The following is a 15,477-nucleotide window of genomic DNA, read 5'->3' on the forward strand; positions in this document are numbered from 1 at the left end:
CATTCCAGCCCATACCCATTAAGCCGTGTAGCAAACGGCCCGTTCGCAAGCTCACTCGGGAATGCCCTGACGGCGCGTCAATGGCCGGCCCGCTCCATTCGCCCCGCAAGCGGGGCTCCCGTGTTGGCCATGACTCGTTCCCGTCCGCCCGCAAAACGGCGGGTAAGGCTGGAATGGGTCCAGCCGCTTAAAACGAAAGGAAACTACGATGACTACTCAAATGACTGAAACAAACAACGGCGCAGACACCGCTAACGGCCAGGCCAATCGGCCCACGATGATCGCAAAGCAGCGTGTGGGCTTCGGCAAGAAGGCCACCTACGAACGGATCGGCGTTGCCTGGAACAACGAAGACGGCTCTCTCTACGTCAAAGTGCATGGCACGCAGGTTATCAGCGGCGGCTTCGTTCTCTACCCCATTGAGAGCGACAGCGAAAAGGCGGGGGAATAACCCCGCCACCCGCGCCCAAACGCGCTTCAAACGGCCCCGGCCTGACCGCCGGGGCCGCTTTGCTGTTCTCACTGCTACGGCTGAAGACCTTTACTTGGCTTCAGGCCGGTTCTCCGTCGTGCTTGTGTTGCAACGCATCAAAGCTCAGCCCATTTTCGGCCCCCGTTCGTGTGTTCGTCCCTTATCCGGACCGCGACTGTTGCGGACGCCGCCTCGCCGTCAATGGCCGGCCCGCGCCAGCTCCCTGACGGGAGCCCGTGTTGACCATGACGGCAGCGGCTTAAACCGTCCGCGCCTTCGTTCGCGTCCTTCGGGACGATTAACAACGAACGAAAGGAACTAAAAAATGGGACTTGATATGTATGCTTACGCAACCAACGAGCAACCGGCCAGTCCGGTCGATTTTTCGACCGACGACTATGCCCGGCTGCACTACTGGCGGAAACATCCAAACCTTCACGGCTGGATGGAAAATCTCTACCGCGAGAAGGGCGGTGCGGCCGAGTGCTTCAACTGCGTCAGCGTTGAACTAGCGTCCGAAGACTTAGACCGCCTTGAAGCCGATGTCCGGGCCGGCAATCTGCCGGAAACGTCAGGCTTTTTCTTCGGAGCATCCGATGGCACGGAAGTCGAGGATGACCTCGCTTTCATCGCCAAGGCTCGTCAGGCCATCAGCGAAGGCGAGTCCGTCTTCTATTCGTCCTGGTGGTAAACCCCCTTCACCATAGGCGATAAACGCCCGGAGCTCTTACGAGCTCCGGGCGTTTTGTTTTTCTGTGGACGGCGGACACGGCGCACGTTGACGCCGTCATCTGCCGACTTCAGCATGAATGTTGGCGGCCGGTGAAAGACCGTGGCGGAACGCAGCGGGCCGGGAAGGGGCGGCAGGACGCCGGTTTAAAACGACCTTAACGCTTACAACGTTAGAATTAACGTAAGGCTGGAGGGCTTTCTGATTGAGTACAAGGTGTGCGTGGTACTACCACGCCCACCTTGCTGAGGGGACATCCTGTCCCCCGCAGGCCCCCCTTGGTCTCCCTAAGCTCATAGCGCCGTTTAACGTCGTCTTCGCTAAGGGAGATATGCGGCGACCATTGGTCATTCGTGACCATCGAGGTCACGTCGCCGCAGGCACCGTTCCGGCGGTGCATCCCGGCCAGGGAGATTGCGGCTCTCCCTGGACCCATCCGGCGAAAGGGCTTGTCGCGCCCTTTGCAAACCGCGACCAAGGCTTTCGCGCCCTGGACCACGACCAAAGGGAGACTTCGCCTCTCCCCTTGGAGCCCCATGGACCAAGGTATGCGCGACCTTGGATACGCGCCCGCACTGACGAGGAATGCGCGAGGAGGAACCGGCATCGAAGCCTTCATAAGAGGTGGCATGTCGGACGAAACGAAAAATAAGCGCGAAGCGCCCATTTCCTACCGTCCCCCGCAGGAATTGCGGGAGGAGTTTCATGCCCGCGCCAAAAACTCCGGCCTCTCGGTTTCAGCTTTCATTACCGCTTCGGTTTTTGGCCAGACCGCCCCTCGTAGCCGGAAAAAGCCGCCTATCGAAAAACGTGACCTCGTCCAGCTTCTCGCCAAATGTGTAGCTATTCATGACCAGCTTTCGCGCTTTGACCTGAAGGGCAAGGACAACCCCGAGATCGCGGCCACGCTGGAAGATGCTCGGCGGGATCTCGGTGAACTGCGCGCCGCCTGTTTCAAGGCCCTCGGGAGGACGCCATGATCCCGTTTGCCTCCCAACGCGGCGGCGGCCAGGACCTCGCCACCCATCTTCTCAATGCCCAGGACAATGAGCAGGTGGTTTTGGCCCATTTGCGCGGTGCCATTGCCCAGGATTTGCACGGGGCGCTCGCAGAATGGGAACTCCAGGCCGATACGCTCACCAATTGCCGCAATTATCTCTACAGCCTCTCCATCAATCCCGATCCGCAACAGGGCAAGCTATCGACCGAGCAATATCTCGACTATGTCGCCCGTGTCGAAGCGGCCCTTGGCCTCTCCGGTCAGCCGCGGGCGCTCGTTCTGCATGTCAAATACGACAGGCCCCATGTTCATGCCGTCTGGTCTCGCATCGACGCTGACTCCGGCAAAGCCATTCACATGGCCTTCGACCATGAAAAACTCATGAAAGTTACGCGCCAGTTCGCGCGTGAGCATGGCATCACCTTGCCGGATGGATATTCCCGTGACGGCGATGGCCCCGACAAAGCAGGGCAGCTCACTCTTTATGAGAAACACCAGCAGGACACGACGGGTCTGACCAAAGAGCATCGTATGGAGGTTGTGACCGACCTCTGGCGAAATAAAGAGTCTCCGTCCGCCTTCGTACGCGCCCTCGGTCAAAACGGCTACATGCTGGCGACGGGCAAGCGGCCTTATGTGCTTGTTGATGCGTACGGCAATACCCATGCCTTACCCAGGCTTATCAACGACAAGAACGTCCGCTCAAAGGACGTAGCGGCTTTTTTAGGTAAGGAGTTCCCGCCTGAATCACTTCCCTCCGTCGAAGAGGCGAAGAAGCTCGCGGCCGACCATCTTAAGAAGATGGAGTCCTTCGATAAGAAGAAAATAGTTGATGAAAAGACTCCCGAAACGAAGACCCGCGAGGCGAGGCGGCGCAAAGTCATCCTGGACAAGATTCAAGAAATGAAAACCCGTCAGCTCGATCAGAAGCGCAAGCTTGAGGCGTTTCAACAGAAGCGGCGTATGGCGCTAAAGGTCCGCTACATGAAGGAGGTCAAGCGCGTAAAGACACAGCGCGAGAAGACCAAAGCCACGGGCCTTGCGGCTTTCCTCGGTCGCGTTACCGGCATTGATAAAGTGATTCGTAAAGTCCGCCGCGTGCGTGACCGTATCCGCTTTGAAAAATACAAGACGCAAGTTCAGACGCTTGAGAAGAAGCAGGCGCAGCAATTGTCGATCCTGCGTGAACGCCATCGTATGCAGTTGCTCGACATCCGCCGGCAGGTCAGAGCCGTCAACAAAGTTGAGAAGCGGGAAGCCAAATCCCGGAAAACAACAAAACTCCGGGAGCTTCGGCTGGAGCAGCGCGCGCGCCGAGACATCGATCATATGCCGTCCATCGATATGAAGAGCTATCAGGCGGTTCGGACCAAAGTCGTCAAGGGTCAGGCCGCTGCAAAAGATACGAGGAACGCGCTCCCGTTCAGCCGCCCTCAAAATCCCGCAGTCTCGATGACTGGCGCGGCGGTCTGGTGCGCCTCACCGATCTCTTTGATCGTGCGAGCAAGGGTGAGAAAGAAGAGGGTAAGGACGGCAAAGAGTCTTTTGGAGAACTGCTGCCGAAGCCAGCGCCCGTTTTGAGACCGAAGACGCCCGATGAGCTACGGCGGAAACGCGAGCGGGACCGCGATAACGGCCGCTCGCAGTGATGAATCGTTGCCCCAACCGCCAGCGGGTGAATACAGTTGATTACTGCAACTTAGGGGTACACAAATGTGTATCCATTGGTTACACTGATCAGCCATGAAGGACGCAGGCCTCAGAATCCGCATTCAGCGCGAATTGCGCGAGCAGTTCCTGGAGGCGTGTCGTGTGCAGGACAAACCTGCCGCGCAGGTCTTGCGAGAATTCATACGGGAATTCATCGAGGAAAACAAAAAAGAAGGTCGCCAGCATCAATCGAAAGACGATCAACCCAAGAGATAAGCCAATTCATGCAAATCGTAGACAACATAAGCAATCTTCTTGGAGATGATATTCGCTCCTCTCTTCGCAAAGGATCGAAGCTGAAGATTGCGGCCTCGTGCTTTTCGATATTTGCCTACGAGGCGCTGAAGAAGGAGTTAGAGGCTGTCAGCGGCCTGGAGTTTATTTTTACAGCACCTACGTTCGTCCCAGAGGACGCCACAGACAAATTCCGCAAGGAGAAGCGGGAATTCTTTATTCCCAAGGTGCAGCGTGAGCGCAGTCTTTACGGCTCCGAGTTCGAAATTCAGCTTCGAAATAAGCTTACACAGAGAGCTATCGCGCGTGAGTGTGCAGAGTGGGTGCGCCGAAAGGCGATTTTCAAGTCCAACAAGACGAAAGCGCCGATGCAGCAATTCGTTTGCATCGACAATGGCGACGATCAGGTCGCCTATATGCCCGTTAATGGCTTCACCGCTGTTGATTTGGGACTCCAGAAAGGGAATGCAGTCTCAAACTTCGTAAACCGTTTTAACGGACCTCCATATACAGCGACGTATTTGAACCTCTTCGACCAAATTTGGTCGGACCCGGAAAAATTGGAGGACGTTAGCGAAGCGATTTGCCAGCATATTGAAACCGTCTACCACGAGAACGCTCCAGAGAGGATTTACTTCCTCGTTCTATACAACTTGTTCAAAGAGTTTCTGGAGGAAGTCGATGAAGATGTCCTGCCTAATGACCGGACAGGGTATCTAGATACTCTGGTATGGAAAAAGCTGTTCAACTATCAGCGTGATGCTGCCACAGGCATCATCAATAAGCTGGAGACCTACAACGGCTGCATCCTGGCCGACAGCGTCGGGCTAGGTAAAACCTTCACTGCCTTAGCAGTGATCAAATATTACGAACTCCGCAATAAATCGGTGCTCGTCCTATGCCCGAAGAAGCTCGCGGACAATTGGCTCAACTTTAACAGCAATCTGAAAACAAACCTCTTCGCCAAGGACCGCTTCAGCTATGACGTTCTGTGCCATACGGATTTGTCCCGAACCAGTGGAGACTCATTCGGCATTCCGCTCAACCGCGTCAACTGGGGAAACTACGATCTAGTCGTAATCGACGAGTCACATAACTTCCGAAATAACGATGTCTATAAAGACAAGGAGACCAGATACCAGAAACTCATGAATCAGGTCATTCGCGAGGGCGTAAAGACCAAGGTCTTGATGCTGTCCGCGACCCCCGTCAACAATCGCTTTATCGATTTGCGAAACCAGCTTGCGCTTGCCTACGAGGGGCAATCGGAAACGCTCAGCAAGAAGCTGAGAACGACGACCAGTATCGAGGAAATCTTTCGCAGGGCGCAGACCGCATTCAATCTTTGGTCGAAGCTCCCTCCGGAGGAGCGAACCGCCGCATCTATTCTAAAGATGCTCGACTTCGACTTCTTCGAGCTCCTGGATAGCGTCACTATCGCTCGGTCGCGCAAGCACATCGAGACATTCTACGACACCGTAGAAATAGGAAAATTCCCGGAGCGCCGAAAGCCGCTTTCGTTTCAGTGTCCCTTAACGGCGCGCAAAGACGTTATGACGCTCAACGAGATTGTCGGCCAGCTCACCTTGCTCAAGTTGGCAGTATACGCTCCGCTTAGTTACATCTTGCCCAGTCGCGTTGGAAAGTACGAAGCCCTCTATGACACAGAGGTTGGAGGTGGTCGAGGGCGGCTCAAGCAGGCAGATCGCGAACGAAGCTTGCAAGCTCTGATGACAACAAACTTGTTGAAGCGGCTTGAAAGCTCAGTTGAGGCCTTTCGTCTTACTCTCCGCTCTTTGAAGAAAAACCTGGCAGGTACCTTGGACGCTATCGCTGATTTCGAGCGTTCGGGCGGAGAGCTTGAGGTTTCCGACTATACGGCCAATGCTGCCGACTTCGATCCAGACGATGACGATCTAAGCGGCTTGGGGGATTTTACGGTCGGCAAGAAAGTGCGGATAAGTCTCGGGGATATGGATGTTCAGTCCTGGCAGCACGACCTCAAAAGCGACTTGGCTATTATTGATGCCTTGTTGGCATCGATGGACATGATCAGACCGAATGACGACGCCAAGCTTCAACACTTGAAGGCGCATATCCGAAAAAAAATCAGTGCACCGATCAATCCTGGAAACAGAAAAATTCTGATTTTCACGGCGTTCGCCGATACGGCGAATTATCTCTATGCCAACATTTCCGACGAATTGTTCAAGGGAAAAGGGCTGAGCACCGCAAGAGTCACCGGTTCCGACGCGCCAAAGACGACGCTTAAGAAGAGCTACGATTTCCAATCTATCCTGACGTTGTTCTCGCCAAAATCAAAAGAAAAGGCACTAATCCTTCCTGACGACGACAACGAGATAGATATTCTTATAGGAACGGACTGCATTTCCGAAGGCCAGAATCTCCAGGATTGCGACTATCTCATTAATTACGACATTCATTGGAATCCCGTCAGGATCATTCAGCGCTTTGGCCGAATTGATCGCATCGGATCACCAAACGCTCAAATTCAACTCGTCAACTATTGGCCTGATATTTCGCTCGACGAATACATAAATCTCAAGGAACGCGTCGAGAATAGAATGATGATCGCCGACGTGACCGCCACCGGCGACGACAATGTTCTAACTGCCAAGAGCAGCGAAATTGCGTACCGAAAGGAACAGCTCAAGCGTCTTCAGGAAGAAGTCATTGAGTTGGAGGACGTGAAAACAGGCGTATCCATCACAGACTTAGGCCTCAATGATTTTCGGATGGACCTGCTGAACTACGTCAAGGAGAACGGCGATCTGGAAAGTATGCCCAACGGTCTGCACGCGGTAGTCCCGGCCGATAAAGATATTGGCTTGCCGTCCGGCGTTATTTTCGCCCTCCGCAACATTCATGACGGGGTGAATATCAACCAACAAAACCGGCTACACCCGTACTATCTCGTGTACGTCTCGAATGCTGGTGAGATTGTTGCGGACCATACCGAAGTTAAGCGCCTACTTGATCTCGTGAGAACGAGTTGCAAGGGGCATTCGGAACCCATCCAGGCGGTATGTCGCCTGTTCAATGAGCGGACTGATGATGGTCGCAGAATGGACCGTCAGTCAGAACTCCTAAGCTCAGCGATTAGGTCTATGGTTGATGTAAAGGAGGAGCGCGACATAGATAGCCTATTCTCTGGTGGGAGAACGACGGCACTTGCAAACACGATTGCCGGTCTCGATGACTTCGAGCTAGTAGCGTTTCTCGTGATCGAGGAGGCCAAAGCATGACGGCCTTCTTCGACTACCCCAAGGCAGCCGCCTACGGCAGAGTTCTGCCGAAGACAAAAATCTATGAGCATTCAAAGGCCGGCAACAGGCTCAAGCAGCTTTTTGTGGATCAGGTCGATCAAATCGTCTGGCAGTACAAACTTGCACCTGAGACAATTAACTTAAGTGCGACGGAATCAACCGCCGAGATTCAGATTTTTAAGATCACACTTCGTGGTGCAGCTCTGAGTGAAGATGTGTTGCGTGCGATTGATAGCGCGATAGCATTTCCGATCATTTTTGAATTGATAGAGGGCAAAAAACGCAAGGCAATCGCAGCCTACAAGCGTCCCAGTGAGGTGGATCCCCAGAAGTGGGTAGTGAGCGAGTATTTTGAATCTGATTGGGAACCTGAGGATAATACACGGGAGCCGCTTCCCGCCGCTCTCAATCTGGGCGGTCTCTATGATATGCTCGTAGGCAAATTGATTCCCGCGAGCGTGGGTCGGAACGAGCCCATCGCTAGGCGTGTAGAGCGGATGGAAGCGATACGCGCGAAGGAACGCGAGGCGCAGCGCATCAAGGCGCGCCTTGTCCGGGAAAAGCAATTTAACAAACGGGTTGCGATCAACGCCGAGCTGCGTGACGTAGCAAAGGAATTGAAACGCCTTGGCGCGCCGCCAAGGGCTGTCGATTGAGAAGGTTGGTGTGGCGATGGAAAAATTGAAGATGCACAGCCCTGACATTACGCAGGACCATATCGGGAAGATACGTGAATTGTTTCCTGACTGCGTGACGGAAGCGAAAGATGATGACGGAAAGCTCCGCTTCGCCGTGGACTTTGATCAACTACGCCAGATATTAAGCGGCCACATCGTTGAGGGACCTCAAGAGCGGTATCATCTTAATTGGCCGGGGAAACGTGAGTCCCTATTGGCTGCCAATGCCCCAATTGCCAAAACGCTTCGCCCATCTAGGAATGAAAGTGTTGAATTCGATAAAACGCAGCACCTTTTCATAGAAGGCGATAATTTGGACGCTATGAAGCTACTAAGGGAGAATCTCCTATCTCGGGTTCGCTGTATATATATCGATCCGCCATACAATACGGGCGGTGATTTCATTTACAGAGACGATTTCGTTGAAAACGTCGGAGATTTTCTAATCCGATCTTGTCAAGTAAGCGAAATTGGAGAGCGGTTAGTGGCTAATCCAGAGTCAGCCGGACGATACCACTCCGATTGGCTTTCAATGATGTATAGCCGTTTGCGGCTTGCGCGCCTCCTCTTAGCCGATAACGGCATCATATTTATTTCTATTGATGTCTTGGAGCTCGCAAACCTTATCGCAATTGGGAAGGAAGTATTTGGTCAGAGTAATTGTATCGGTGTCATAGCTCGATCTACCGGCACTCGAATGGGCACTGGAAGCAGAGGAATTGCAAGGGAGCTAGACTATATCGTTGTGTTTTCCAAGCAGAGCGACGGGGTGCTCTGTGGATTGCCTATGACGGAGTCTGAGGTCGCAATTTATGACCAGGAAGATGGTCGGGGTCGTTACCTATCGCGATCTCTCCGTCGTACTGGTGGCGAGAATCGCAGGGAGGACCGCCCGAGCATGTTCTATCCCGTTATATCTCCGGACGGAGACGAAGTTTATCCGATAGCTCCGGAAGGCTACGAGAGCAGATGGGTTTGCGGTAAGGAAACCTATGGAAAATTGGTAGAAGATGGATTGATCGAGTGGAAGAAAGTAAAGAAGAACGGTGAGGAAAAGTGGCAAGTTTATCAAAAGCATTACTTAACAAATGCCATTAAAGAGTCCTCCGATTTGTGGACAAGTGCGGAAGGAAACAAGAAGGCGACAAAAGAGGTCGCGGGCCTCTTCGACAAAGTGAAGATATTTGATCATCCCAAACCATTGGATGTTATGTGCAGAATTATCCAAATGGGTATGTCCACCTCCTCACACGATATAGTGTTGGATTTTTTTGGAGGATCATGCACCACCGCAGCAGCAGTCCTGAAGCAAAATGCGCTTGATGGAGGCAACAGGCGTTTCATCGTAGTTCAGCTCGATGAGCCGGCGGACAAGAAATCAGAGGCGCATAAGGAGGGATTTTCAAATATTGCTGACGTGGCGAAGGAGCGTATTCGTAGGACGGGGAAGCGGCTTCTTGAAGAGAAGCACCATAAAGATTGGAACAAGGATGTCGGTTTCCGTGTTCTGAAGATCGATAACTCCAACATGGCCGACGTATATTACGCGCCGGCTGAGGTGAGGCAGGAAGACCTCCTATCAGCGGTCGATAATATCAAGCCGGGTCGCGACAATCCCGAAGACCTACTCTTTCAGGTGCTGGTTGATTGGGGGGTAGATTTAACGCTGCCCATTCGCAAAGAGACAGTTCAGGGCAAGACCATTTTCTTCGTCAATGAAGAGCCTCAAGACCTAATTGCGTGCTTCGATACGGGAATTACGGAAGAGCTAGTTAAAGAGCTTGCGAAGTCAGAACCGCTGCGCGTCGTGTTTCGCGACAACGGCTTCGTCTCCGATGCCGTAAAGATCAATGTCGAGCAGATATTCCGCCAGCTCTCTCCAGCAACCGACGTAAAGTCGATTTAGAAAGAGGGTGGGCGCGGCGTGAAACTCAAGTTCAAAGTCCAATCCTATCAGACAAGCGCTGTAGATGCGGTGATCGATTGCTTCGCTGGTCAGCCCAGGACTGCTGGCCTTCGCTATCGGATTGATCCCGGCAGGGCGGCGCAGGCGACGGCATTCGGTGAAGGATTCAAGAACGAAGATATTCGTCTAACGGATGGTCAGATATTGACTAACATTCAGTCTGTCCAGAAACAGCAGAATCTTCCGGTATCGCGGTCGCTCGAAGAATTTACGGAAGTGGATCGTAGGGGGCAGGTCACGGCAAAGCCGAGAAATTACAGGCCGGGATCAAAGTTCAATCTAGATGTCGAGATGGAGACGGGCACCGGCAAGACCTATTGCTACATCAAGACGATCTTCGAGATGAATAAGCGATATGGCTGGTCAAAGTTCATTATCATGGTGCCCAGCATCGCGATCCGCGAGGGTGTGTACAAATCCTTCGAGATCACAGCCGACCACTTCGCTCAGACCTATGGTAAGAAAGCGCGCTATTTCATTTATAGTTCACGCGACCTTGATAAGTTGGAAGGATTTTCTTCGGACGCTGGTATCAACGTGATGATCATCAACATCCAGGCGTTTAATGCGCGCGGTGCAGACAATCGTCGGATTTATGATGAGTTGGATGATTTCCAGTCACGCCGTCCTATTGATGTGATCAGTAGCAATCGCCCGGTCCTGATTCTGGACGAGCCGCAAAAGATGGAAGGCTCGGCAACACTCGAAGCATTGCCGAAGTTCAATCCGTTGATGATTCTGCGCTACTCGGCGACGCACCGCACCAATCATCTAAAAGTCCACAGGCTTGACGCGCTTGATGCATATAACCAGAAGCTCGTGAAGAAGATTGCGGTACGTGGCATTCAGACGCGCGGCCTCGCCGGCACGAACGCCTACCTGTACCTCGAAGGGATCGACATCTCAAAGAAGGCCCCGGTGGCGCGGATTGAGATGGAAGTAAAGCTGAGTTCCGGCGAGATCAGACGGCAGCTCAGGCGGCTGGAGTTTCGTCGTGATCTTTTCGTTGAGTCCGGGGAACTCGATCAATATCGCGGATTCACGATCTCCCAGATTGACTACAACAACGACACTGTAGAATTCACAAACGGAGTCGTTTTGCAGGCCGGTGAAGCGACCGGCGATGTAAACGAGAAGGACATCCGTCGCATTCAAATTCGGGAGACCATAAAGGCGCACCTGGACAAGGAAAAGCAGCTCTTTGCGCAGGGCATAAAGGTGCTATCGCTATTTTTCATCGACGAGGTTGTTAAATACCGAGACTACGATCAGGACGACGAAAAGGGCGATTACGCCCGCATTTTTGAGCAGGAGTATGCTCACCTGAAAGAGGAATATCTTTCAGAACTAGCTATCGATAATGAAGAGTATCGAAAGTATTTAGCCGGAATCCACGCGGCTGCGACCCATAACGGATATTTCGCAATCGACAAGAAAACAAATCGGATGAAGGACCCGGCGGCTTCGGCCAGGGGTGAAAATGCTGGCCTGTCTGATGACGTAGACGCCTACGACCTTATCCTGAAAGACAAAGAGCGGCTCCTATCATTTGAAGAGCCGACGCGCTTCATCTTTTCGCATTCTGCACTTCGGGAAGGCTGGGACAATCCCAACGTATTTGTCATGTGCATGCTCAAGCACAGCGACAATATGATTTCGCGTCGCCAGGAGGTCGGTCGCGGGCTGCGCTTGTCCGTTGACCAGCACGGCGAGCGCATGGACCTGCCGGCTATTGTGCATGACATAAACGTCCTGACCGTGGTTGCGAGTGAAAGCTACAAGGACTTTGTCGCAGGTCTACAAACGGAGATAGCGGAGTCCCTGTCGGCTCGTCCTCGTAAGGCAAACGAAGAATATTTCACGGGCAAAATGCTTGATACCGAACAGGGCCAGATCGAGGTTACCCCCCAAATCGCACGACAGATTTACCGGTATCTGGTCAAGAACGACTACACTGACGACGGCGACAAAATAACGGAAGGTTACCACGCGGCAAAAGAGGCAGGTCAGTTAGCTGAGTTACCTGATGATTTAAAACCGTACGTCAGGCAGATCATTGAATTAATTGACAGTGTTTTCGATGACAGCAAATTGCCGAAAATCGATGACGGGCGAAAACCAAAGACTAATCCACTTAATGAAAATTTCCAGAAGAAGGAATTTCAGGAGCTCTGGTCACGGATAAATCGCAAGGCCGTCTATCGCGTGGATTTTGAATCAAGCGAGTTGGTTAAAAAAGCCATCAACACGCTGGAAAGCGATCTTCGCGTGACGCCGCTTCAGTATACGGTCCAAGTGGGCGAACAACTCGCTGCCGTGACGGACGAACAGTTGAGTGCGGGAGAGAGCTTCAGGCTGACCAGTACCAGCACCGAAAAGGGCGGGGCTGTCCACTCGGATGTCACCTATGACCTTATCGGCAAAATTGCGGAAAATGTCCAACTCACCAGAAAGACGGTGGCGGAGATTCTCGCGGGCATAAAGCCGGCGATCTTCGGCCAGTTCAAAATGAACCCTGAACATTTTATCGCCGAAGCATCGCGGCTCATCAAAGAGCAGAAGGCCACGGCAATAATCGAGCAGCTTTGCTACGACGAGGTTGAGGACCGCTACGATACGGACATCTTCACAGCCGCCCAGACAGGGCAGGATTTTTCCCGCGCCACAGGTAAACTTAAGAACCACGTCTATGACTATTGCGTGACGGACTCGGACGTGGAGCGCAGATTTGTCGATGAGTTGGATACGAGCACGGAAGTTGTGGTCTATGCAAAGCTTCCTAGAGGGTTTTTGATTCCAACCCCGGTCGGAGACTACAACCCGGATTGGGCCATCTCTTTCAAACAGGGAAGCGTCAAACACATCTACTTCGTTGCCGAGACGAAGGGCTCTATGTCGTCCATGAAACTCCGCGAGATTGAGAAAACTAAGATCGAGTGCGCGCGAAAATTCTTCACGGAGCTGAACGAGCGGATTACTGCCGACAAGGTCAAATACGATGTCGTAACCGACTACGCTAAATTAATGGACCTCGTGAGTGGGGTAGCTGCATGACCGTTGCCATGATGAACGAGATCGTTAAAACGGCATTCATGGCCATGGAGGTGTGATGCGATGGCGATCAAGAAGTTTTTGAGCATCACAAATGTCGGCCGGCTCGTAAACTGCGCGCAGAAGGGGCTTGAGCTTAATCGCTACAATCTGGTTTTTGCTGAGAATGGGCGAGGCAAAACGACGCTTTGCGCCGTTCTTCGCTCGGTTCAGACCGGCGAACACGAACATATCACGGAGCGGAAGACAATCGGGCCTATCACCGGCGATCCGACAGCTTCTATTCGCCTCGATGCGGCGAACGCGAATTACGGCAAAAAGGGTTGGAGCGCAAGGGTTCCGGAGATAGCGATATTCGATGCTACGTTTGTTGCCAGGAATGTGCATGCGGGCGAATATGTCGGCCGCGACCACCGCTCCAATCTCTTGCAGGTCATTGTCGGTGAAGCTGGCGTTGCTCTTGCCGAGGCGGTCAGCAAGCTCGATGAACAAATTCGTGACAAGAATGCCGAGATCGCGCGCGCGGGGAAAGCGCTGCAACCCAATCTCCCGGCAGGCGTAAAGCTCGACGATTTTCTCGTTCTTGCGGATGATCCCGATATTGATGCCAAGATTGCTGCTAAGTCGGCTGAACGCGCCACCGCACTTCAAGCTGAAAATATTAAGGCAAGGGCCGCGCTCGCGCCCGTGACGATACCGACGCTACCTGAGAACCTTGCAGCCATACTCGCCAAAACAGTTGACGATATATCCGCCGAGGCCGAAAAGCGGCTTAAAGATCACATAGCGCACCACAAGATGCAGGAGCGCGGAGAGGCCTGGATTGCCGAAGGTCTCGGCTATCTACACGACGATTCATGTCCCTTCTGCGGACAGGATACAAAAGCGTCGTCTTTGGTCGAAGCCTATAGACAATACTTCTCCGAAACCTACGCTGCGCTTATTGAGGAGATTGCACAGCTTCGTACCGACATTGAGACCTCTTTCGGGAACAGCGCGTTGGCTACGATGGGAAGGCTGTTTGCCACGAATGAAGCAGGCGTTCAATTCTGGAAACCATTTACCGCTGCTGCGGTGGAAACTCCAGACCATGATAAGCTGGTCGTGCCGTCTGCGACTGCATTGCGCGAAGCTGCCATTGCGCTTGCCACTGCGAAACAAGCAAATCCGCTAGCTCCAATCGCGCTCGATACCAAATTCCAGACAGCGCGGGTCGCATATGATGCTGTCGCCGCCACTCTCACTGCTTACAATGCGGCAGTGGCGGCAGCCAATGTCGCTATTGCCCAGCAAAAGGAAAAGGCCAAGTTGGCCAATGCTGCGGGAATTGAAAAGGAGTTGGCGGGGCTGAACCTCATAAAGCTCCGTCACGACCCAAAAATCGTGCCGTTGTGCACGGAATGTAAAACGCTGGCGACCGACAAGGAAGGGCTCGACAAAGCGAAAGAGACCGCCAAGCAGGCGCTCGACAATTATGCCGACAAGATGATCCGTGACTATGAGGGTACCATAAATAATCTGCTTAAGGGCTTCGGCGCAGGTTTTACGATTACCAATAGCAAAAAGACCTATGTCGGCGGGACGCCGACTTCGGTGTATCAGATACTCATTAACAATAAGCCCGTCGATCTTGGCGATGCCGCTACGCCGGTCGGAGAGCCGTGTTTCCGCACGACACTTAGCGCCGGAGACAAGAGTACGCTGGCGCTCGCCTTCTTTCTTGCGCAGCTTGATCACGACCCGAAGAAGTCTGATCGTATCGTCGTATTCGATGATCCATTTAACAGCCAGGATCGATCTCGCCGCGAGCGGACGGCTGAGTTGCTAAAGAAGTACGGTAAGGACTGCGCGCAACTTTTGCTGTTGTCACACGACCCCTTCTTTCTTTCACTCGTATTCTCCAAGCTACCAAAGGCGGAGCGTCATACGCTCCAATTGTCGCGCGCTGCTGACAATACGACCACCATAGAGGAATGGGATGTTGAGAAGGAAACACAGGATGGTTACTTCAAAGACCATGCCGCGTTGTCCTCCTACCTCCTTAACGGTGCCAAGGACCTTATCGACATGGCTCGCAAGATTAGGCCTGTCCTGGAAGGTTATCTCCGCTACAGGTTTCCCAACCAGTTTCCTGATAATGAATGGCTAGGAGATATGATCAAGCGCATACGGGATTCAAAAGGGGCTCATCCGATGTCCGCAGCACTGGAAGAGCTGGAAGGTATTAATGACTATTCGAAGAAGTATCACCACGATACAAACCCCGGTAAGGCTGATAGCGAACCACTGAATGATGGGGAATTGCAAGGATACGTACAACGTACGCTAAAGATTGTAGGAGGGTACTGAG

The 15,477-nt window shown here is 52.9% G+C and carries 10 protein-coding genes; all 10 read left to right on the top strand.

Going from position 1 to position 15,477, the window contains the following annotated elements:
- Positions 1–220: 220 nt before the first annotated feature.
- The 10 genes from AB1781_07495 (at position 221) to AB1781_07540 (ending at position 15,476) form a co-directional block, all read left to right on the top strand.
- The gene (locus tag AB1781_07495; protein MEW5704409.1) at positions 221–451 is read left to right on the top strand and encodes a hypothetical protein; all 231 of its coding nucleotides are present in this window, start codon (positions 221–223) and stop codon (positions 449–451) included.
- Positions 452–797: 346 nt separating this feature from the next.
- Positions 798–1,163 carry a phosphoglycerate kinase gene (locus AB1781_07500; protein ID MEW5704410.1) on the top strand — a complete coding sequence of 122 codons (366 nt, stop codon included), beginning with the start codon at positions 798–800 and terminating at the stop codon, positions 1,161–1,163.
- Positions 1,164–1,831: 668 nt separating this feature from the next.
- Positions 1,832–2,182 (top strand): hypothetical protein, encoded by a 351-nt coding sequence (locus tag AB1781_07505; protein MEW5704411.1) that lies wholly within the window; start codon positions 1,832–1,834, stop codon positions 2,180–2,182.
- Positions 2,179–3,783, top strand: a complete 1,605-nt coding sequence (locus tag AB1781_07510; protein ID MEW5704412.1) for a relaxase/mobilization nuclease domain-containing protein — start codon at positions 2,179–2,181, stop codon at positions 3,781–3,783. Before AB1781_07505 ends, AB1781_07510 begins: the two co-directional genes overlap by 4 nt.
- A gap of 162 nt (positions 3,784–3,945) precedes the next feature.
- Entirely contained in the window at positions 3,946–4,128 is a 183-nt protein-coding gene (locus tag AB1781_07515) for a hypothetical protein (GenBank protein MEW5704413.1), read from the top strand.
- An 8-nt stretch (positions 4,129–4,136) separates the two neighbouring features.
- On the top strand, positions 4,137–7,412 hold the full coding sequence (locus tag AB1781_07520; protein MEW5704414.1) for a helicase-related protein: 3,276 nt from the start codon (positions 4,137–4,139) through the stop codon (positions 7,410–7,412).
- Positions 7,409–8,089: a DUF4391 domain-containing protein gene (locus tag AB1781_07525; protein ID MEW5704415.1), complete on the top strand. Its 681-nt coding sequence runs from the start codon at positions 7,409–7,411 to the stop codon at positions 8,087–8,089. The genes AB1781_07520 and AB1781_07525 overlap by 4 nt, the downstream gene beginning before the upstream one ends.
- Positions 8,061–10,016, top strand: a complete 1,956-nt coding sequence (locus tag AB1781_07530; protein ID MEW5704416.1) for a site-specific DNA-methyltransferase — start codon at positions 8,061–8,063, stop codon at positions 10,014–10,016. The genes AB1781_07525 and AB1781_07530 overlap by 29 nt, the downstream gene beginning before the upstream one ends.
- An 18-nt stretch (positions 10,017–10,034) precedes the next feature.
- Positions 10,035–13,130 carry a DEAD/DEAH box helicase family protein gene (locus AB1781_07535; protein MEW5704417.1) on the top strand — a complete coding sequence of 1,032 codons (3,096 nt, stop codon included), beginning with the start codon at positions 10,035–10,037 and terminating at the stop codon, positions 13,128–13,130.
- Between the two features lie 60 nt (positions 13,131–13,190).
- Positions 13,191–15,476: an AAA family ATPase gene (locus AB1781_07540; GenBank protein MEW5704418.1), complete on the top strand. Its 2,286-nt coding sequence runs from the start codon at positions 13,191–13,193 to the stop codon at positions 15,474–15,476.
- Position 15,477 lies beyond the last annotated feature (1 nt).

This window comes from Pseudomonadota bacterium (assembly GCA_040752895.1).
In the GTDB taxonomy this organism is placed as follows: Bacteria; Pseudomonadota; Alphaproteobacteria.